The organism is Methylorubrum rhodesianum (assembly GCF_014199985.1).
GTDB classification, from domain to species: Bacteria; Pseudomonadota; Alphaproteobacteria; order Rhizobiales; family Beijerinckiaceae; genus Methylobacterium; species Methylobacterium rhodesianum.
In genome coordinates, this window is record NZ_JACHOS010000004.1 from 178,773 (window position 1) to 198,400 (window position 19,628).

Here is a 19,628-nt window from a genome sequence, read left to right on the forward strand (position 1 = left end):
GACGACGCCATCCCGCATGGCCGGGCACCACCCTCACCTTCCGGCACGCACCCGGCGCGGCCGCTCCTACCGCAGCAGCGTCGCGCCGAGCTGTGCCAGCCCGCGCCCGAGGCCCGGCGCGATGCCGAGGCCCAGCGTCCCTGCCGTGCACAAGCCAAGTGCCCATGCGTAGCCGGCGCCGGATGCCGGCCCCTCGGCACGGTCCGGATCCCTGAAGTACGTCTCCGCGATGATGGCCGCGTAGTAGAACAGCGCCACCGCCATGTTGGCGGCGGCCACCACGGCCAGCCACGCGAAGCCGCCCTCGATGGCGGCCACGAGCAGGAAGACCTTGCCGGCGAAGCCCGCCAACGGCGGGACGCCCGCGAGCGACAGGAGGGCAAGCGCCAGCGCCGCCGCCGGCCCCGGCGCCCGCCGTCCGAGGCCGCGGATCGCGGCGAGGGCGTCGCTCCCGGTCATGCGCTCGACCTGCGCGACCACCGCGAACGCCGAGAGGTTCATCAGGAGATAGGCCGCGAGGTAATAGCCTATGGCCGGCAGGGCCTCGGGGGCCTGCCCGGCCGCCGCAACCCCCATCAGCACGTAGCCGGCCTGGGCGATGCTCGAATAGGCCAGCAGGCGCTTCAGGCTCGCCTGGCGGAGGGCCACCAAGTTGCCGAAGGTCATCGTCGCGGCGGCCAGGAGCGCGAGCACGGTCGGCCAGGCGGCGAGGCCGTCCGGCATCGCCGCCAGCAGGAAGCGGAGGAGGCCGGCGAAGGCGGCCACCTTCGGCACGACGGAGACGAAGCCCGAGGCGGGGGCCGTCCCGCCCTGGAACACGTCCGGGGCCCAGACGTGGAACGGCACCAGCGTCATCTCGAAGCCGTAGCCGACGAGGACCAGGCCGAAGGCCAGCGCCACCCAGGCCCGGTCGGCGCCGGCCAGCCCCGCCCCGATGGCCCGCAGGTTCAGGCTGCCGGTGAGGCCGAACAGGAAGGTGAGGCCGTAGGCCATCACCGCCAGCGCGGCGGCGCCGTAGAGGAAGTACTTGAGCGTCGCCTCCTGGGCCGGTCCGTCGCTCCGCACGAGCAGGACGAGCAGGTAGGACGGGAAGCTCACCATCTGCAGGAACAGGATGATGAGGCCGAGATCCGTGGCCGCCGTGAGCCCCATGCCGCCCACGGTCGCCATGAGCAGCGCGACCGGGTGGTGCGGTTCCTGCTCGCTCCCGCGGAAGTGGGACCCGAGCGCGAGCAGGCTCACCAGGGCGCCGGCCTCGATGACCAACTGGTAGAAGCCCCGGAACGGGTCGACGGCGTAGGTGCCGCAGAAGGCCTCGCGCGGCGGGGCCGTCAGCATCGGCGCGGTCAGGCCCATCGCGACGAGCAGGGCGAGGAGCGCGACGGCGGCGGGCAGGCGGCGCCACCGGCCCCGGACCCAGCCGGCAACCGGGACCAGCGCGAGGGCGCTCCCCGCCAGGACCATCTCGGGCGCGACGGCGCCGAGATCCATGCAGCCGCCCATCGCCTGCCCGCCGGTCATGGAAGGTGCGCCAGGGCTGCGGTCGTGCCGTCGAGCAGCGCGACGAGGACGGCCGGCAGGACGCCGATGCCGACCGCCAGTGCCGCGAGCGCCCCCGCCGCGCCCGCCTCGGCCGCCGTGAGGGGCGGCAGCGCCGGCATGTCGGGCGGCGCCCGACCCATCAGCAGGCCCGTCAACAGCCGGAGGTAGACCGCGGTCGTCACGACGAGCGCGAGGACCGCGAGCGCGGCGACCCAGGCGGAGAGCTGCAGGGCGGCGCCGATGGCCTGGAACTCCGCGATGAAGCCGGACAGGCCCGGGAGTCCGAGCGAGCCGAAGGCGAGCAGGCCGAACAGCCCGCTGAAGGCCGGCATCGCGCCGATCAGGCCGCCGAAGCGGGCGAGTTCCCGCGTGCCGGCGCGGTGCTGGAGCATGCCCACCAGCAGGAACATGCCGCCGGTCAGGAAGCCGTGGCTGACCATCTGCACGGCGGCGCCGTTCAGCGCCAGCCGGCGCACGCCCTCGTTGCCGGCCAGCGCCGCCACCGCGACGCCGAGCGTGACGAAGCCCATGTGGTTGACGGAGGTGTAGGCGACGAGCCGCTTCATGTCGGACTGCGCCAGCGCCGCCAGGGCCCCGTAGAGGAGCGATGCCAGGGCCAGGGCAACCAGGAGCCAGCCGAACCGTGCGACCGTGTCCGGCAGGGTCGGCAGCAGCACGGCGAGCATGCCGTAGCCGCCCATCTTGAGCTGGAGACCGGCCAGCACGACGCTGCCCTCGGTCGGCGCCTCGACATGCGCGTCGGGCAACCAGTTGTGCAGCGGCACCACCGGGAGCTTCACCCCGAACCCGAGGAGGAGGGCCAGGAAGACGAGGCCGCCCGCGAGCGGGGTCCGGTCCAGCGGCCGCGCCTGGACGATGGCCGGCAGCGAGAAGGTGTGGGGCTCCATGGCGAGGTAGAGGGCGAGGAAGCCGAGCAGCATGGCGAGGCTGCCGGCGCGGGTGTAGAGGAAGAACTTGAGCGCCGCGTACCGCCGCCGCTCCCCGCCCCAGATGCCGACGATGAAGTACATCGGCACCAGGCCGACCTCGAAGAACAGGTAGAACAGCAGCAGGTCCTGCGCCGCGAACAGCCCGATCAGCCCGGTCGCGAGCAGGAGGAAGAGGAAGGCGTGGGCGTGCGCCCGGTCGTGCTCGCCCAGCACGTAGACCATCACCACCGTGAGCAGGAGGGCCGTGAGCAGGATCAGCGCCAGGGAGAGGCCGCCGACGCCGACGTCGTAGCGCGCCCCGAGCGACGGGATCCATGGGAGCGACATCCGCCATTGCAGGCCGCCGTCGTCCGGATCGAAGCCGGCCCAGAGGATGAGCGCCGCGCCCAGCGTCAGCACGGAACCGCCGAGGGCGACGCGGCGGACGAGGTCCGGACGGTGACGTGGCAGCGCCAGCACGGCGAGGCCCGTGAGGAGCGGCAGGAGGATGGTCGCGGTGAGCATCGGGTCCAGTCCCCTCAGGGCCACAGCATCAGGGCGCCGGCGGCGAGCGCCGCCGCGGTCCAGGCGAACAGGCCGAGCGTGTAGAGGTAGAGGCGCCCGGCCTGCAGGGCGCGGAGCCGCTCGCCCCCGGCGGCGAGCCCGGCGGCGAGGCGGTCGCCGCCGCGCCCGAAGCCCCCTTCCTCCACCCGCCCCGCCCACCCGGCGGACCGCCAGGCCCACCCGGCCACGGCGCGGGCCCCGGCATCGAGCGCCCCCTCGACGGCCGGGACCGTCCGGGCGAGCCACAGCGTCCGGCGCGCCGGGGCCTCGGTGACGGCTTCCAGCCCGGCGGCGAGCCGCGCGGGGAGCGCGCCGAGCGCGGGCGCGCCACTCCACCCCCGCGCCGCGCCGAGACCGAGCCCGAGCAGTCCGGCGGCGACGCCGAGCCTGCGCCACCCCGCCTCGGTCTCGGGCGCGGCGAAGGGCAGAGCGGCGCCGAACCGTCCGGCCAACAGCCAGCCGAGCCCGGCGGCGGCGAGCGCGAGCAGACCCAGGCCGGCGCGCATCGCCCAGTCGGGTCCTGACGGGCCGACCGCGCCGCGTCGGCGCCCGAGGAAGGTCGCGGCCCCCGCACGGCCGATGTAGATTCCGCCGAGGAGGACGAGCAGGACGACCAGGGCCCCCGTCCCGGGGCCGTGCCGCGACGCCACCGCGAGGATTGCCTCCTCGCTCCGGAACCCGGACAGGGGCGGCACGCCGGCCAACGACAGGGCCGCGACCAGGAAGGCGGCGCCGGCGAACGGCAGCGCGCGAGCCAGCCCCCCGAGGCGGACGAGGATGCGCGTGCCCGCCCGTTCCTGCACGATGCCCGCGGCGAGGAACAGGGTCGATTTGAAGGCGGCGTGCGCCGCGAGGTGGAAGGCGGCCGCGCCCGGGCCGCCCAGTCCGAGGGCCACCATCATCTCGCCGAGCTGCGAGCAGGTGGACCAGGCGAGCACCCGCTTCAGGTCCGCCTCGGCGGTGGCGATGAGGCCGGCGGCGAGCGCCGTCGCGGCCCCGATCCAGAAGAGGGTGTCGAGCGCGCCGGGCGACGCCGCGAAGACCGGGTACAGGCGCAGCACGAGGAACACGCCGGCGGCCACCATCGTGGCGGAGTGCAGCAGGGCCGAGACCGGGGTCGGCCCGACCATCGCGTCGGGGAGCCAGGCGGAAAGCGGTAGCTGGGCGCTCTTGCCGACCGCGCCGGCCAGCATGAGGAGGGCCATCGCGGTGACCGTGCCGGGGCCGATCCGCCCGCCCTCGACGGCTCCGACGAGCGCGTCGACGTCCGTGGTCCCGACGGCGGCGAGCGCCAGGAGCCAGCCGAGCAGGAGGCCGACGTCGCCGATCCGGGTCATCAGGAACGCCTTGGCGGCGGCCGCGGCGGCGCCAGGCTCGGCATGGTCGAAGCCGATCAGGAGGAACGAGGCCAGCCCGACCACTTCCCAGGCCGCGAACAGGAGCGCGAGGGAGCTCGATAGCACGAGCGTCAGCATCGCGCCGACGAACAGGCCGAGCTCGGCGAAGAAGCGGGGCCGGTCGTCGCGCCCGGCCATGTAGCCGAGGCCGTAGAGGCCGACGCAGACCGCGACGCCCGCGACCACCGCCGCGACGAACCGCGTGAGCGGCGTCGCCGCGAGCCCGACGGTGAGCCGATAGCCGCCGCTCTCGAACCAGGTCGCCGACAGGGCGGCATCGGACGGCAGCGACGCGAGGCCGGCGAGCGCCAGGGCGACGGCGCCGACGACGAGCTCGCCGCCGCCCCGGGGCAGGCGGCGGCCGAGGCCGAGGGCGGCCGCGGCCGCCACGAGCGGCAGGAGCGGGACGGCGAGTAGGGCGGTCATCGCTTGAGGTCGGCGTAGGCGTCGACCTCGGCCGTCCGGCGCTGCCGGTACAGCAGCAGGACGAGGGCGAGCCCGATGGCCATCTCGACGGCGCCCACCGTGACGACCAGGATGGCGAGGATCTGCGCGGAGTAGTCGCCCGGCGCGGTGAACCGCCAGAACGCGACGACGTTCAGGCCGATGGCGTTGAGGAGCACCTCGACGCCCATCAGGATCATGACCGCCGAGCGCTGGGCGACCACGGTGTAGAGGCCGATGGCGAACAGGAGCGCGCCTACGACGAGGTAGGCGGTCAGCGGTACCGTCATCCGATATGTCCCCCATGCCGGCGGTGGGCGCCGTGGTCGGGCGCGGGCTCCGCCACCCCGTTCAGGGTCGCGCGTGGCGCGAGGCGGTCGTTCCGGATCGGCTCGGGCTCGGCGTCGACCGCGACCTTGGCGGCGCGCGAGGCGTCGTCCGGGTAGGTGGAGGGCCGGGCGAGCAGCAGGGCGCCGAAGATGCCGATCAGGATCAGGAAGCCGGCGCCCTCGAAGGCGACCATGTACTTCTCCATGAGGAGATGTCCGACCCGGCGTGCCGAATCCGCGTCCGGCACCGCGTCGGGCATCACCGGCCAGGCCGGCCGCAGGACCAGCATCCCGACGAGCACGGCCCCGACGCCGAGGGCGAGCCAGGCCGCGACGGGGCGCACGGGCGTCACCATCGACATGTCCATGCCACCCATGTCCATGCCGCCGTGGCCGCCCCCAGGCGCGTGGTCGTGCCCGTGGGCAGCCTGCCCGTGTGGGTGGGCCGCGCGCTCGCCGTGCCCGCCCTGGGCCTCGTGCGGCATGGCTTTCGCCGCCCCGTCGTGCGCCTCGGCATGGTCGCCGCGCGCCTCGCCGCCGGGCCGGGGCGGGTGGGTGCCGGAGTGGCCCTCGCCGTGTCCCGTGGCCGCGGTTCGGTCGCCGGCCTCGCCCTGCCGGTGGCCGTCCGGCCCGGCCTCCGCGGGCCGGCGCGGGACGAGCCCCAAGCTGGACCAGCGCTCCAGCGGGGCCAGGTCCATGCCGGCCATCATCGCCCCGCCCGGGTCGTGCATGACCAGGACCATGAACAGGATCATGACGAGGAAGCCGCCGATATACATCATGACCTGGAGCAGCCCGATCAGGTCGGCGGACAGGAGGATGAACAGGCCGGCGACCCCGATGAAGGAGGCCATCAGGAAGATGCCCGAGCGGAACATGCTCATGGTCGTGGTCATGCCGAGCGCGCCCGCGACCGCGACGAAGGCGCAGGTCGCGAAGGCGGTGAGCTCGAAGGCCGCGGTCATGCCCGCGGTCCCACGCCGAGAAGGATCAGGCCGCCGACGAGGAGCACGTTGACGAGACCCGCCGGGATCAGGGCCTTCCAGGACAGCGCCAGCATCCCGGCCGTCGAGAACGGCCGGACGCAGCGCCCGAGCCCCAGCATCAGCGCCATCAGGGCGTAGGTCTTCGCCAGCATCCAGGCCCAGCCCGGCAGCCAGGGGCCCGAGGGGCCGCCGAGATAGAGCACCGCTCCGACCGCCGCGACGACGAAGAGCACCCCGGCGAGCGCGACCCGCCACAGGAGGGCGGACCAGCCTCCCGCCGCGCCGAGCACGCCACCGCCGATGGAATCCGCGAACGGCTCCAGGAACGGGGCGCGGTAGGACTGCATCAGCCCGGTGACGAGGTAGAGGAGGAAGCCCATGGGTTGCAGGACCACGAACCACAGGTCTCGTTGCGCCGCGACGACGGCGACGGTCGACAGGGAGCCTGCCATCATGACCACGCCGACATAGGCCAGGCCGAGCGGCACGACGTAGGCGACGAGTTGGGCCACGATGCGGTAGCAGGCTTCCACGGCCTCGGGCGTGTTCGCGCCCCAGCCGGCGAGCGCCAGGCCGAGTACGACGAAGTCGACGACGACGATGACGTAGAAGAGGCCGACGCCGAGATCCCGGCCGATCAGCCCGGGCCCGAACGGGATGACCACCACGGCGAGCGCGACCCCGCCGAGCGCCACCGCCGGGCCGGCCGGCAGCAGCCAGCGGTCGGCATTGGGCAGGTCCAGGCCGCGCCCGAGGCCGACGGCGCGCGCCGGCCCGGCCTCCAGGCCCCGGCGCGCGACGAGGCGCTCGACCGCAAGGGTCAGGGCGGCGCCTCCGAGGAGCGCGGCCAGCACCGCCGCGGCGCTCGCGATCATTCCCATCGGAGCCCGCCCATGCCCCAGGCGTAGGCGATGCCCGCCGAGAGGAGCGCGATGAAGACCAGCATGTCCAGGAAGGCGGTCACGCCGACGTCGGCGAAGACGACCGCCCAGGGATACATGAAGATCATCTCCATATCGAAGGCGAGGAAGATCAGCGCGTAGACGGCGTAGCCGAAGCGGAACTGCGCCCAGGCCTGGGGGGCACGGGTCGTCCGCCTCGGGACCCGCACGAATGCGGCCGCGGCCAGCAGCGCGAGGCCGGCGCCCATCAGCAGCACCAGCGCCACGAACGCGTAGTCGCTCACGGTCGACCCCGGCAGCGGTTCCATCCTCGCTCCTCCCCTCCCATGGCGGCCCTCGCTCGCCGGGCCTCGGCCGCAGGACCGCACCGCCCATCCGCCCGGAACCGTTGTCGCGACCGACGGGGCGCGCCCCGGCCGGCCTGCCTCAATCTTCCTTGAACGCCCGCCGAACCTGGTCGTTGAGGGGCTTTGTCAGGTAGGAGAGCACCGTCCGCTCGCCTGTCCGGATGAAGACCTCGGCCGGCATGCCCGGCACGAGCTTGATCCCCTTGAGCCGCGCGACCTGGTCCGCGTCCGGCCTGACATGGACCTTGAAGAAGCTCGTGCCCGTCTTCTCGTCCGTGATCTGGTCGGCGGCCACGAGGCTGACCGTGCCCTCGATCTCCGGGGTGGTCCGCTGGTTGAACGCGGTCAGGCGCAGCACGGCGTGTTGTCCGAGCCGGACCTGGTCGATGTCCTTCGGGGCGACCTTCGCCTCGATCACGAGCGTGTCCGACCTCGGGACGATCAGCATGATGGACTCGCCCGGGCTGACGACCCCGCCGATGGTGTGGACGGCCAGTTGGTGGACCATGCCGTCCTGCGGGGCCCGGATGTCGATGCGCTTGAGCTGGTCCTCGGCCGCGACCCGCTTCTCGACGAGCTCGGCGATCTTGGCCTGAACCTCGCTCAACTCCTTTGCCACCTCGCTACGCAGGTCCTGGTCGACCTGGATCACCTGGAGCTCGGTCTCGGAGATCTTGCCCTTCGCCTGCGCGACGGAGGCGACGAGCTGCCCGTGCTCGCCCTCCAGGCGGGCGGCGTCGCGCTCCAGGGCGGTCACGCGCTGGATGGGGACCAGGTTCTTGCGCCAGAGGTCGCGCACGCCTTCGAGCTCGCGGTTGATCAACTCGGTCTCGCGCCGCTTGCCGGCGATCTGGCCCGTCAGGCCCTGGATCTCCTCCCGGAGCTGGCCGGTCCTCTCCTTCAGCTGCGCCTTCTGGCCCGCGCGGGCGTCCCGGCGCAGCTCGAACAGCCGGGTCTCGCCTGCGATGACCTTCCCCGCTTCCGGGTCGCTCTGGGCGCGGCCCCTGAGGACGGCCGCGAACGAGATCCGGGGGGCGCCGTCGCGTTCCGCCTCCAGGCGGCCCTGGCGCGCGGTCAGCTCGGCCAGGCTCTTGTCGACGACGGCGAGGTTGGCGCGGGTCACGGTCTCGTCCAGCCGCATGACGACCTGGCCGGCGCGCACGAGGTCGCCGTCCCGGACCCGCACCTCGCCCACCACGCCCCCGGTGGGGTGCTGCACCTTCTTGACGAAGGAATCGACGACGAGCGTCCCCGGTGCCACGACGGCGCCGGCGAGCTCGGTGGTGGCCGCCCACCCCCCGAGGCCGACGGTGAGCAGGGCCGCGGCCGCCAGGCTCAGGACGAGGTGGCGCCGAACGGAGCGGCGGATGTCCCAGGGGCGCTGCGCGCTCACGCCCGCGCTCCTTCCGATAGGGTCCCTTCCGTGGCGGCGACCACGCGCAGCGGCACCGCTCTCTCGGGTGGCGGGCGCTCCTTGCCGTCGCCCCTCGGCAGCCAGGCGCTCGCGGCCGCGGTCGGGCGCTTCAGGGCGGACAGGACCTCATGCTTGGGCCCGAAGGCGCGGACCCGGCCCTCCGCCATGAACAGCAACCGGTTGACCGCCGCGAGGGCGCTCGGACGGTGGGCGACGATGACCACGGTCCCGCCGCGGGCACGCACGTCCCGGATCGCGCGGTTCAGGGCGTCCTCACCCTCCGCGTCGAGGTTGGAGTTCGGCTCGTCGAGGACGACGAGGAACGGCGCGCCGTAGAGGGCGCGCGCCAGCGCGATGCGCTGGCGCTGGCCTCCCGACAGGGCGGCCCCACCTTCGCCGATGGGCGTATCGTAGCCCTTCGGCAAGGCGCACACGAGGTCGTGGACGCCGGCGGCGCGTGCGGCGGCGACGATGGCCGCGGAGGCCGCGTCCGGGTCGAAGCGCGCGATGTTCTGCGCCACCGTGCCGGCGAAGAGTTCGACGTCCTGCGGCAGGTAGCCGATGTGCCGGCCGAGCACATCCGGCGGCCACCGGTCGAGGGTGGCGCCGTCGAGCCGGACGCAGCCGCGGACCGGCCCCCAGATCCCGACCAGGGCACGGATGAGCGAGGACTTGCCGGAGCCGCTGGCACCGATGACGCCGAGCCCCTCGCCGGCCCGCAGCGCGAAGGTGGCGTCGTCGACGAGGGCATGTTCGAGCCCGGGGGCGGTGACCGTCAGGGCCTCGACCCGGACGCTCTCGCAGGGGGCCGACAGGGCGACGCTCAACCGCTCGTTCGGGAACGCGGCGAGGAAGGCCTTGAGGCGTCCCCAGCCCTGCCGGGCCGCCACGAGCGACTTCCAGTGTGCCACCGCCAGCTCGACCGGCGCCAGGGCCCGGGCGACCAGGATCGAGCTCGCGATCATGATGCCGCCCGTCGCCTCGCCCTCGATCACGAGGTAGGCGCCGACGCCGAGCACCAGGGATTGCAGGGTGAGCCGCAGCACCTTGGCCATGGCGCCGAACCCGCCGGCGACGTCCGACACGCGCCGCTGGGCCACGAGGTGGCGCTCGCTCGCCTCGGCCCAGAGGTCGCCCGTGCGCGGGGTCATGCCCATGGCGCGCAGCACCTCGGCGTTGCGCCGGCCGGCCTCCGCCAGGGCGTAGCGCTGGCCGGCCGCTGCTGCCGCCGCCCGCGACGGGCGGCGGGTCAGGAGATCCGTGACGAGGGTGATGGAGACGAGAAGCAGCGCGCCCCCCAGCACCGCCGCGCCGATCCAGGGGTGGAAGGCGAAGCAGAGCAGCAGGTAGAGCGGGATCCAGGGCAGGTCGAACAGGGCGGCCGGCCCCGGGCTCGACAGGAAGGTGCGGACCTGGTCGAGATCGCGCAGCGGCTGCAGTCCGTCGCCGTGACGCGCGGCGACGAGCGGGGCCTGCACCACGGCGTCGTAGGTCCGGCGCCCGAACGCCCGGTCCACGGACGCGCCGATCCGGACGAGGAGGCGGTTGCGCAGCACGTCGAACAGGCCCTGGAAGCCGTAGAGGACGAGAACGATGGCGGCGAGCCCGAGCAGCGTGGGCACGCTGCGGCTCGGCAGCACCCGGTCGTACACCTCCAGCATGAACAGGGAGCCGGTGAGATAGAGGAGATTCACCAGGGCGCTCAGCAAGCCGACGCCGAGGAGCGCGCCCCCGATGCCGGGACGCACCTCGGCCATCGTGGAAGACGGTTCGTCATCCTTGGCCGCCGCGGCGTTGTTCGCGAGCGCGGTTGGCTGCATGTCGTTCTGCCTCATGCGACGGGGCTCGCGCGCGAGGGCGCGGCGGCCTTCAGGTGCCGGCCGGGCGGCACGAGGCGCCCGGCCGCTCGGCCCCGCGCATGGGCGCGGGGCCGCACCCGGTCAGGCGAGCATGTAGTCGTGCTCCGGGCTGGCGGAGGCCGTCGCGGTCTCCTGGAAGATCAGCCTGGAGCCGTCGCCGGTGATCGCCGGGTCGTTGATGAAGGCGCCCCGCGTCGCGTCGTCGGCGTTCCACATGAAGTCGTCCTGGGCCATCTGGCTCCTCGTCAGGCCCTGGAGGAGGATCGAGCCGTCTCCCTGATCCGTCTGCCAGCTCACCAGGACGCCGCCCGAGACGTCGGCGACCGTCACCTCGTCCGGGGTGATGTCGCGGAAGGCGATGTGGTCGAATGCGCCGGGGCCCGCATCGAAGCCGCCCGAAACGATGTCGTTGCCGGTGTCCGGCCCCACGATGAAGGCGTCCGCCCCGTCGCCGCCGTTCAGCACGTCGTCGCCCCGGCCGCCGTCCAGCATGTCGTGGCCGGCCCCGGCGTAGAGCACGTCGTTGCCGTCCTCGCCCATCAGGTTGTCGGCCTGGTCCCCGCCGTAGAGCTGATCGGCGCCGCGGCCGCCCATGAGGTGGTCCTGCCCCGCGCCGCCGTCGAGGACGTCGCGCCCGGCATCCCCGGATAGGTCATCGTCCCCTGCCGCGCCGGAAAGACGGTCGGCGCCATCCTGGCCATAGTAGAAGTCGCGGTCGCCCGTACCCGCGAAGGCATCTCGGCCCGCCGTGCCGACCTTCACGTTGAACTCGTCGAAGCGGAAGGCGTCCTCGGCGGTCGTCTCGCTGCCCGTGCCGGGGGCGGACAGGTTGCCGCCCTCGTCCTTGATGAACTTGTCGGCGGTGACGGTCTCCGCGTCGGCGCCGGTCGGGCGGATGACCTGGCGGTCGTCCGTGAACATGAAGTCGTCCTGGGCGAGTCGCGACTTATCGAAGCCTTCCAGCAGGACCGAGCCCCGGCCTTCGGCGACGTCCCAGCTGATCCGCACGCCCGCGTCGGTGTCCTCGAAACGCAGGTCCTCGGCGTTAAGGCCGCGCACCGCCAAGTGGTCGAGGATGCCCGGGCCGCCCTGGAAGTCCCGGATCACGTCGTCGCCGCTGTCGGCGCTGATGACGAAGGCGTCGCCGCCGGGCCCGCCCACCAGGATGTCGTCGCCGGCCCCGCCCTCAAGGTCGCCGTGGCCGACCCCTTCGTCGAGGTAGTCGCGCCCGTCCTCTCCCCGGAGGCCGTCGGCCGCGTCGCCGCCGACGAGCACGTCGGCCCCCCTGCCGCCGTCGAGGTGGTCCATGCCGCCGTTGCCGACCAGGACGTCGCGACCGTTGCCCCCGAGCAGGTCGTCGTTCTCGCCGCGGCCCGCCAGGTAGTCGGCGCCGCCGCGCCCGAAGGCGGTGTCCAGCCGTTCCGTCCCCGGCTGGATGTCCGAGCCCGATCCACCGATAAACAAGCGGTGCTCGCCGAAGCTCAGCTGGGTGTCCGGCGCACCGTCGAGGGAGCTCCGATGCTGCGGTTTGTGCGTCATCTGGCGGGTCCTTGTGCCGATGGAGGGAAGCCGACGTGCCGGGCCGGAGGCGGGCACTTCGGTCTGTACCCCCATGGGGTACACATGACCCAAACCGCGCTTGCGGGCTCGTGGTTTCCGGTCTGCAAGCAATTCGAGACGCATTGCCGCAGTGTCCGCGCCGTTGGCCTGGGTAAGCGTCGTTACCGGTAGCGGCGGCGCCCGGTCGTGCCTGCGCGCTCCGGGGAGCGTACCCTGCCCGGGTAAGGGCCGGTCGGCAGTCCGGCGCCAGGGCAGGGCCTGACCGCCGTCCGGCCGCGCCGGTTGCCGCGAAGCCGGCCGTCGCCCGTCGGCAGGGCCGGCCTCGCTAACGGATCTGGCCGACGGGACGCGCGATGGCGAGCACGCCTTTCAGGCCGCTCCCGAAACGGGCGATGCTCTCGCGGTGACCGCGCAGCTCGCTGTAGGGCAGGTAGCGGAGATCCAGCTCGGCCACCCGCGAGAAGGCTGGCCGGGCGAACTGTGCCCGGACGTCGTCCTCCCGATTGTCGGGAGCGACGAGGAAGAAGTTCCGGGCGGTCCCGCCCTCGGCCCCGAGGGCCAGATCCAGCATGCGGACGATGCCGGAGTAGATGCTCGTCGTATGCTCGACCTCGAAGGCTGCGGCCAGGTCCTGGCTGGCCTTGTCGATCCAGATCACGTCGATGAGGCGGACGGTCTCGGCCGAGGCGGTCGCGGCCAGCCGCCCGGGCAGGCGTTGCAGGCATCCGTCGGAGAGCCGGCCCGCGCCGTAGGGCCGGTTGCCGTCGTTCGAGGCGATCCAGACGTCGAAGCCGAGCGCGAGGCCGAGGTCGCGCAGCCAACCCTGAACCTCGGTGTGGGTGTGGTCGGCTTCGCGGGCGGCCTGCTCCGCCTTTGACGCGGCGCCGGTCGCCTCCACCCGCACGCGTTCGAGGTTCTCGCGCCAGAGCTCCAGCGCGGCGGAGGTGTCGCGCTCCGGCAGCGGATACCGACCCGATCCCACGTCGAAGAGGAAGCCGGCGACGGCACCGAAGTCGTTCGACAGCAGCGAGCGATGGGTCTTGTTGAGGTCGAGGATGCCGCGCCGCATGGCGAGATACTCGTCCCACTTGCCGAGCTTCACGTTGGCGCCCGTCAGGGCGTTGTAGCCCTTCACGATGGCCGTGTTGAACGGCGGAACCCAGGTTGGGTGCAGGAAATAGAGCAGGTTGGCCGCGGCCGGCCCCAAGCCCTTGATGCGGGCCTGGTCAAGCGCTTGTATCGCGGACACCACGTGCGCCTCGGCGTTGCAGCAGAGGCAGGTTTCGAGGAAGCGCCCGAACGCGACCTGGTTGGCGCGATCCTCGTAGATGTCAGGGATGCGCAGCTTCGGCTTCCAGAGGAAGGCGTGGTCGGCACCTTTGAAGACCTGGCGCTGCTCGGCGATGGAATGGACCACCGTCTCCAGCGAGGAGCCCCGGTAGGCGTTGCCGAAGGTGTCGGCCTTGACCTCGTCGACGACCGCCTGGATGCCGCGTCGAATCGACCGGAAGTTCTTGATGCGCTCGTCCCAGAGGAACCAAGTGCGGTAGGAAGCACCGGCATCCTCGCGCCAGTGCCGGATGAGCTTGCCGACCCAGGCGTCGTCCACGTTCGTCATCGCCCCAAGGCTCGGCCGCGCTGCAGGGGACTTATGCCCCGGCCGGGTATCCGGCACCACAAGATCCGGCTTGGTTCGGCGCGGTCTCGTGCGATCCTGGGAGGGTGTCGCAACCGCGCAACGTCCGCGCGCCGGCCATCACGGCAGGCGGCCGAAGGGCCTGCCAAGCCGCGATCCGGCCTTCGGCCAGGACGTACGGCGTGTGAACGAGGTCCGCCCGCAATCGGGAGGCCCCCTCCCGATCCCTCGACCGTGCCGCTAACGCCCCCTGCCCCAGGTCGCGCAGGAGGGTTCATCATCGGCCGCTCGTACCGGATCGACGAGCGGTCCTCAGGCCGCGGACACCTTTCGCCGAAGCCCAGCGTGGCCGTCAGGAAGCGGGATGGCGCGCCGTGAGCGATGAGGCGTCGAACCGGAAGCCACCACGCCGTTGCCGTCCCGTGATCCGGGAAGCGGTCTCCCAGGTGGGTGGTCCCGTGGCCCGTGCCGAGGGGCCGGCCGGGTGACGCCGTCAGTCCGACGGCCCCGAACCCGGCCACGCGGTCCCGGATCGGGTGATGCGCATCCAGGTTCGGAATGTGCGGGGGCCCCGAGCGTGAGGAGCGCGCCGAGCGAGGTCGCGGTCGGCGAGGCCGGGGTCACCGGCCCCATCGCGGCGCCCCCGGAGCCGGGGCGCCCGGCTCCGGCACCGGCCGCGTCTCGCTCGGCCATGAGACTCACCCGGCCTGTACGGGCGTGTAGCCGGCCGACACGACCGCCCTGGCGACGGCGACCGCGTCCGTCGTCCCGCTGACCGTGAGCGTCTTCGTGGCCAAGTCCACGCTCGCCACCGCGCCGGGCAGATCGCGCGCGATGGCGGCGGTGACCGCCCGCACGCAATGGCCGCAGGTCATGCCGTCGACCCGCAGCACGACCGCGTCGGGCCGCGCCGAACCGGAAGCGGAAGCCGGGCGAGCGGTGAGATTGTTCGTGCAGCAGCACATTTGGGAACCTCCTCGGTTGGGATCCCCACGCAAATGGTCGTTCCCATGGTGGGAAGGTCAAGGGCCATCCCTGGCATTCGAACGGATTCTCTGCGGGACCACGAGATCGCCCGCACCGGAAGGCCCGCCTCGAAGGCCCCTTGACCTTCCCATTGTAGGAAGCCCCATCTCCGGAGCCATCGACGTTCGAGGGAGACAAGGATGGCCGCACAAGCGACTGCCGAAGGAGCCAGGGGGAGCGGGACGAGGTTCGAATTTCCGGTCCGGGGAATGAGCTGCGCCTCGTGCGTAGGGCGCGTCGAGACGGCGGTCCGCGCGGTGGCGGGGGTGCAAGCGGCCAACGTGAACCTCGCCACCGGACGCGTCAGCGGCGTCCTGGCCGCGGGCGCGAGCGACATCGCGGTCGCCGACGCGGTTCGCGGGGCGGGCTACGAACCCGTCGAGGTCGTGACGGAGCTGCGCGTTTCCGGCATGACCTGCGCGTCCTGCGTCGGCCGTGTCGAGCGGGCGCTCGGCCAGGTCCCGGGCGTTCGTGACGCCACCGTGAACCTCGCCACGCAGCGCGCGTCGGTGCGCCACCTCGGCGGGGCCGGCATGGCCCAACGCATCGTCGCGGCGGTCGCCGCGGCGGGCTACGAGGCCGAGCCGGTGCGCGACGCCGCGGCGGCCGGCGACCGCGAACGGGCGGAGCGCGAGGCGGAGATTGCGGCTTTGCGCCGCTCGGTGCTTCTGGCCGCGCTCGCCACCGCACCGCTGCTCGTCTTCGAGATGAGCGCGCACCTCTCCGGCAGCCTGCACGAGGCTCTGACGAGAACCCTCGGTCAGGGCATGCTCACGCTCCTGTCCCTCGTCTTCGCCAGCCTCATCCAGTTCGGGCCCGGCTTGCGCTTCTACGCCAAGGGCATCCCGGCCCTCCTGCGCGGCGCGCCCGATATGAACAGCCTGGTGATGCTCGGGACCAGCGCGGCCTACGGCTTCTCGGTCGTCGCGGCGCTAGCGCCCTGGCTCCTGCCCGCCGGCACGGCCTACACCTACTTCGAGGCGGGCGCCGTGATCGTGACGCTCATCCTGCTGGGACGATGGTTCGAGGCCAGGGCAAGGGGCCGCACGAGCGACGCGATCCGGCACCTGCTGACGCTCCAGGCGCGGACGGCCCGGGTCGTGCGCGACGGGGTCGAGACGGAGGTCGACGTCGAGGGGGTCCGTCCCGGCGACGTCGTCGCCGTGCGGCCCGGCGAGCGCCTGCCCGTCGACGGTACCGTGCTCGACGGCGCCTCCTACGTCGACGAGGCGATGGTCACCGGCGAGCCCGTCCCCGCGCGCAAGGCAACCGGCGACGAGGTCATCGGCGGCACCGTGAACGGCACCGGCAGCTTCCGCTTCCGGGCCACCAAGGTCGGGTCCGACACGTTGCTGGCGCAGATCGTGCGCACCGTCGAGGCGGCGCAAGGGTCGAAGCTGCCGATCCAGGCCCTCGTCGACCGGGTGACGACTTGGTTCGTGCCCGCCGTGCTCGGCGCCGCGGCCGTCACGCTCGGGATCTGGCTCGCCTTCGGCCCGTCTCCCGCCCTGGCCTTCGCGCTCGCCAACGCGGTCGCGGTGCTGATCATCGCCTGCCCCTGCGCGATGGGCCTCGCGACGCCGACCTCGATCATGGTCGGAACCGGCAAGGCGGCCGAGTTCGGCATCCTGTTCCGACGCGGGGAGGCGCTCCAGGCGCTGCGGGACGCCCGGGTGATCGCGCTCGACAAGACCGGGACGCTGACCAAGGGCACGCCCGAGCTGACCGACATCGCAGTCCTGCCTGGCTTCGACGAGGACACCGTGCTGCGGCTCCTGGCCTCGATGGAGGCGCGCTCGGAACATCCCGTCGCGGCGGCCATCGTCGCGGCCGCGCAGCGGCGCGGGGTCCGACTGGCGGAGGCCGTCGGGTTCGAGGCGATCCCCGGGTTCGGGGCACGCGCCATGGTCGAGGGACGCCGCGTCGAGGCCGGCGCCGACCGCCTCATGCGGCGGCGCGGCCTCGACCTCTCCGCCCTTTCCGGCGCGGCCGAGCGGCTGGCCGACGACGGTCGGACCCCCCTGTACGTTGCCGTGGATGGTGTCCTGGCGGCCCTGGTCGCGGTCGCCGACCCGATCAAGGAGAGCACGCCCGAGGCCATCGCGGCCCTGCGGCGCCTCGATGCGCGGGTGGTGATGGTCACCGGCGACAACCGTCGCACCGCCGAGGCCGTCGCGCGCCGTCTCGGCATCGACGCGGTCGAGGCGGAGGTGCTGCCGACCGACAAGGCCGACGTCGTGCGCCGGCTTCAGGCGGATGGGACCGTTCCCGTGGCCTTCGTCGGCGACGGCATCAACGACGCCCCCGCGCTCGCGCAGGCCGACGTGGGGTTGGCCATCGGCACCGGAACGGACATCGCGGTGGAAAGCGCGGACGTCGTGCTGATGTCCGGCGACCTGCGGAACGTCGCGAACGCCGTCGCGCTGTCGCGGGCGACCATCCGCAACATCCGCCAGAACCTGTTCTGGGCCTTCGCCTACAACGCCGTGCTGATCCCGGTCGCCGCCGGTGCACTCTATCCGGCCTTCGGCATCCTGATGTCGCCGCTGTTCGCCGGCCTCGCCATGGCCTTCTCCAGCGTCAGCGTCGTCCTGAACGCTCTCCGCTTGCGGGCGTTCGCGCCGATGCTCCAGGCCACGAAGGCTGCCGCTTCCTAGGCGCCGCCCCGGGGCCACGGTCGGGGACGGCCCCGGCCGGCGCGGGCTCGACCGCGGCGGCGCCGCGTCCTAGACCCGGAGGCGGTTGCGAAGGCCCGGCCCCGGTCACCCGTCCAGCGGAGGGCAAAGCCATGAACATCGGTGAGGCGGCCAAGGCCTCGGGGGTCTCGGCCAAGATGATCCGCTACTACGAAAGCATCGGCCTGATCCGGCCGGCGGCGCGCTCCGAGGCGGGTTACAGGCTCTACGGTGACGAGGACGTGCACGCGCTCCGCTTCGTGCGGCGCGCCCGCAGCCTGGGGTTTCCCCTGGACGAGGTCGCCGCCCTGCTTGGCCTTTGGCACGACAAGCGGCGGGCCAGCTCCGAGGTGAAGGCCGTGGCAACGCGGCATGTGCGCGACCTCGAAGCGCGCATCGCCGAGATGCAGGCCATGGTCCGGACCCTCAGCCATCTCGCCGAGCATTGCTCGGGCGACGACCGTCCGGATTGCCCGATCCTCGATGACCTCGCCGGCACCGCGCCCCGGTCCCCCGCGGGTCGTCCCGATAACCGGCGACGCGCGGAACACGCCTGACGGCATTGACGCGCAGGCGAGGCCGGCAGCCGCCGGACGACGGGGTCGAGCGACCGGGGACGCGGCCTTCGCTTCCCACCACGCCTGGGATCGGCCTGTCGTTGGCCGCTCGCCAGGCCAGCGCAGCCAGACGCGGTGCCGCCGCTTGGGCCCGTCGGGACGGCGTGAGGTCTGACGGGATTCGACCTCTCAGGCCAGGTGCGCCAAGCGGATCGGTCGGCGCGCGCCGGCCGCCGCGGGGCCGGCTGGCACGGCGGATGACGCTGCGCGGCGGGCAGCGCTCGCCCCGTCGCGCTCGGCGGCGGGCATGCCTGACATCGGGGTGACCCATGCCGGCTGCGGCACCGCCACGCTGGGGCGGACGCGGCGCCGGCACGAAGGGCAGCGAGCGCGCGGCTTGGGCCCCCTCGCAAACGCCGCACCGGCGAGGTCGCCGCGTTCAGGCGGCCATCTTCCGGCAGCTCTCGGCGCAGCGGCGGCACTGCTCGACGCAGGCTTGCATGTCGCCGACCTGCTCGCAGCTGCGGGCGCAGTCCTCGCAGACGTCGGCGCACTCGGCGCAGGTGTGCTTGTGGTGCGCGGTGCCGAGCAGCATGAAGTGCGCCGAGGTCCGGCAGATCTCGGCGCAGGCCAGCATCAGCCGGAAATGCTCGGGCTCGACGTGCTTGCCGCCGGCCGGGAGGCAGTGGTTCGAGGCCATGCCGAGGCAGGTCTGATAGCAGCGCAGGCACTCGTCGATGCAGGACTGCATGTCCGGGCTCATCTGATGCATTTGGCGGCTCGCATTGTTGGGGGTGGGGTCAAGCCTTACTATGAGGAGCGGCCCGCAAGCTCAGGCGGAGCTCGGGGGCTCGCGATGAATCAACATACCCTTTTGGGGTATGGTTCCGGGTTGCGGGCCGTCGCTCGGCCTCCCCACCAGAGGTGCACGGCAACATGTCAGGTTCCGAAGTGGACCACGGGGGCGTCCCGGTCGACCACAAGCAGCAGCTTCCGCGGCTCCGCCGCATCGAGGGGCAGGTGCGCGGCGTGCAGCAGATGATCGAGACCGGGCGCTACTGCGTCGACGTCGCGCATCAGATCGATGCGGTGATTGCGGCGCTCCGGCGCGTGCAGTCCGACATGGTTCGCGACCACATGCACGCGCTGGTGCAATCGTCCCTCGCCGGCAACCTTTCGGAGGCCGAGCGGCAGCGGCTCGCGGATGAGGTCGGCAGCCTCATCGCCCGGATCGTCTGACCTCCGCCAGGCGCCTCGCGCGAGGGCGCCTCGTTCGTGGTCGTCGTCCCCGCCTCCCGGCAAGGGGAAGGCGTCGCACCCGCCGCGGTGGCGGGGTGGCCTGCGCCCCTCGGTCCCGCCGCGGCCCCCGCACCCGCCTCGCCGCTCGGTCTTGGCTGGTCACCTCCGACCTCGCCGCCTCGTTCCTCGTGGGGCGAGCCTTCAGCCCCCTGGCCGCATCGA

The 19,628-nt window shown here is 73.0% G+C and carries 16 protein-coding genes; 3 read left to right on the plus strand and 13 right to left on the minus strand.

The features are described from left to right. Window positions 1–66 precede the first annotated feature (66 nt). The 12 genes from HNR01_RS27875 to HNR01_RS07540 all read right to left on the minus strand — a co-directional run bounded on the left by HNR01_RS27875 (window position 67) and on the right by HNR01_RS07540 (window position 14,874). The gene (locus HNR01_RS27875) at window positions 67–1,521 is read right to left on the minus strand and encodes an NADH-quinone oxidoreductase subunit N (protein ID WP_156454034.1); all 1,455 of its coding nucleotides are present in this window, start codon (window positions 1,519–1,521) and stop codon (window positions 67–69) included. Next, entirely contained in the window at window positions 1,518–2,996 is a 1,479-nt protein-coding gene (locus HNR01_RS07490; RefSeq protein ID WP_183667267.1) for a complex I subunit 4 family protein, read from the minus strand. The genes HNR01_RS27875 and HNR01_RS07490 overlap by 4 nt, the downstream gene beginning before the upstream one ends. Before the next feature lie 14 nt (window positions 2,997–3,010). Beyond that, window positions 3,011–4,858 (minus strand): NADH-quinone oxidoreductase subunit 5 family protein, encoded by a 1,848-nt coding sequence (locus HNR01_RS07495; RefSeq protein ID WP_183667268.1) that lies wholly within the window; start codon window positions 4,856–4,858, stop codon window positions 3,011–3,013. Next, window positions 4,855–5,166, minus strand: coding sequence for an NADH-quinone oxidoreductase subunit NuoK (gene nuoK / locus HNR01_RS07500; protein WP_009865163.1), 312 nt, complete (start codon window positions 5,164–5,166; stop codon window positions 4,855–4,857). Before nuoK ends, HNR01_RS07495 begins: the two co-directional genes overlap by 4 nt. Then, complete coding sequence (locus HNR01_RS07505) at window positions 5,163–6,170, minus strand: NADH-quinone oxidoreductase subunit J family protein (RefSeq protein WP_183667269.1); 1,008 nt, start codon at window positions 6,168–6,170, stop codon at window positions 5,163–5,165. The genes nuoK and HNR01_RS07505 overlap by 4 nt, the downstream gene beginning before the upstream one ends. Next, window positions 6,167–7,066, minus strand: coding sequence for a complex I subunit 1 family protein (locus HNR01_RS07510; protein ID WP_238255875.1), 900 nt, complete (start codon window positions 7,064–7,066; stop codon window positions 6,167–6,169). Before HNR01_RS07510 ends, HNR01_RS07505 begins: the two co-directional genes overlap by 4 nt. Further along, window positions 7,063–7,401, minus strand: coding sequence for an NADH-quinone oxidoreductase subunit A (locus HNR01_RS07515; protein WP_183667271.1), 339 nt, complete (start codon window positions 7,399–7,401; stop codon window positions 7,063–7,065). Before HNR01_RS07515 ends, HNR01_RS07510 begins: the two co-directional genes overlap by 4 nt. A 118-nt stretch (window positions 7,402–7,519) precedes the next feature. Further along, window positions 7,520–8,833: an HlyD family type I secretion periplasmic adaptor subunit gene (locus tag HNR01_RS07520; protein ID WP_183667272.1), complete on the minus strand. Its 1,314-nt coding sequence runs from the start codon at window positions 8,831–8,833 to the stop codon at window positions 7,520–7,522. Further along, the gene (locus HNR01_RS07525; protein ID WP_183667342.1) at window positions 8,830–10,674 is read right to left on the minus strand and encodes a type I secretion system permease/ATPase; all 1,845 of its coding nucleotides are present in this window, start codon (window positions 10,672–10,674) and stop codon (window positions 8,830–8,832) included. The genes HNR01_RS07520 and HNR01_RS07525 overlap by 4 nt, the downstream gene beginning before the upstream one ends. A 120-nt stretch (window positions 10,675–10,794) precedes the next feature. Continuing rightward, complete coding sequence (locus tag HNR01_RS07530) at window positions 10,795–12,252, minus strand: calcium-binding protein (RefSeq protein WP_183667273.1); 1,458 nt, start codon at window positions 12,250–12,252, stop codon at window positions 10,795–10,797. Window positions 12,253–12,598: 346 nt separating this feature from the next. After that, window positions 12,599–13,891, minus strand: a complete 1,293-nt coding sequence (locus HNR01_RS07535; RefSeq protein ID WP_183667274.1) for a type II restriction enzyme NmeDI-related protein — start codon at window positions 13,889–13,891, stop codon at window positions 12,599–12,601. A 716-nt stretch (window positions 13,892–14,607) separates the two neighbouring features. Further along, window positions 14,608–14,874, minus strand: coding sequence for a heavy-metal-associated domain-containing protein (locus tag HNR01_RS07540; protein ID WP_009866539.1), 267 nt, complete (start codon window positions 14,872–14,874; stop codon window positions 14,608–14,610). A 201-nt stretch (window positions 14,875–15,075) separates the two neighbouring features. Between HNR01_RS07540 and HNR01_RS07545 the strand changes: the two genes are divergently transcribed. After that, window positions 15,076–17,592: a heavy metal translocating P-type ATPase gene (locus HNR01_RS07545; RefSeq protein WP_183667275.1), complete on the plus strand. Its 2,517-nt coding sequence runs from the start codon at window positions 15,076–15,078 to the stop codon at window positions 17,590–17,592. Window positions 17,593–17,723: 131 nt separating this feature from the next. Beyond that, complete coding sequence (gene cueR, locus HNR01_RS07550; protein ID WP_153874043.1) at window positions 17,724–18,167, plus strand: Cu(I)-responsive transcriptional regulator; 444 nt, start codon at window positions 17,724–17,726, stop codon at window positions 18,165–18,167. Window positions 18,168–18,606: 439 nt separating this feature from the next. On the opposite strand, the gene HNR01_RS07555 is transcribed toward cueR, so the two are convergent. Beyond that, window positions 18,607–18,939 (minus strand): four-helix bundle copper-binding protein, encoded by a 333-nt coding sequence (locus HNR01_RS07555; protein WP_142585592.1) that lies wholly within the window; start codon window positions 18,937–18,939, stop codon window positions 18,607–18,609. A gap of 164 nt (window positions 18,940–19,103) precedes the next feature. Between HNR01_RS07555 and HNR01_RS07560 the strand changes: the two genes are divergently transcribed. Continuing rightward, on the plus strand, window positions 19,104–19,406 hold the full coding sequence (locus HNR01_RS07560; RefSeq protein WP_012454418.1) for a metal-sensitive transcriptional regulator: 303 nt from the start codon (window positions 19,104–19,106) through the stop codon (window positions 19,404–19,406). Window positions 19,407–19,628: the final 222 nt, after the last annotated feature.

Coding starts and splice junctions, on each gene's coding strand:
- HNR01_RS27875 (WP_156454034.1), bottom strand. CDS start 1,521: ATGACCGGCGGGCAGGCGATGGGCGGCTGCATGGATCTCGGCGCCGTC.
- HNR01_RS07490 (WP_183667267.1), bottom strand. CDS start 2,996: ATGCTCACCGCGACCATCCTCCTGCCGCTCCTCACGGGCCTCGCCGTG.
- HNR01_RS07495 (WP_183667268.1), bottom strand. CDS start 4,858: ATGACCGCCCTACTCGCCGTCCCGCTCCTGCCGCTCGTGGCGGCCGCG.
- nuoK (WP_009865163.1), bottom strand. CDS start 5,166: ATGACGGTACCGCTGACCGCCTACCTCGTCGTAGGCGCGCTCCTGTTC.
- HNR01_RS07505 (WP_183667269.1), bottom strand. CDS start 6,170: ATGACCGCGGCCTTCGAGCTCACCGCCTTCGCGACCTGCGCCTTCGTC.
- HNR01_RS07510 (WP_238255875.1), bottom strand. CDS start 7,066: ATGATCGCGAGCGCCGCGGCGGTGCTGGCCGCGCTCCTCGGAGGCGCC.
- HNR01_RS07515 (WP_183667271.1), bottom strand. CDS start 7,401: ATGGAACCGCTGCCGGGGTCGACCGTGAGCGACTACGCGTTCGTGGCG.
- HNR01_RS07525 (WP_183667342.1), bottom strand. CDS start 10,674: ATGCAGCCAACCGCGCTCGCGAACAACGCCGCGGCGGCCAAGGATGAC.
- HNR01_RS07530 (WP_183667273.1), bottom strand. CDS start 12,252: ATGACGCACAAACCGCAGCATCGGAGCTCCCTCGACGGTGCGCCGGAC.
- HNR01_RS07535 (WP_183667274.1), bottom strand. CDS start 13,891: ATGACGAACGTGGACGACGCCTGGGTCGGCAAGCTCATCCGGCACTGG.
- HNR01_RS07540 (WP_009866539.1), bottom strand. CDS start 14,874: ATGTGCTGCTGCACGAACAATCTCACCGCTCGCCCGGCTTCCGCTTCC.
- HNR01_RS07545 (WP_183667275.1), top strand. CDS start 15,076: ATGGCCGCACAAGCGACTGCCGAAGGAGCCAGGGGGAGCGGGACGAGG.
- cueR (WP_153874043.1), top strand. CDS start 17,724: ATGAACATCGGTGAGGCGGCCAAGGCCTCGGGGGTCTCGGCCAAGATG.
- HNR01_RS07555 (WP_142585592.1), bottom strand. CDS start 18,939: ATGCATCAGATGAGCCCGGACATGCAGTCCTGCATCGACGAGTGCCTG.
- HNR01_RS07560 (WP_012454418.1), top strand. CDS start 19,104: ATGTCAGGTTCCGAAGTGGACCACGGGGGCGTCCCGGTCGACCACAAG.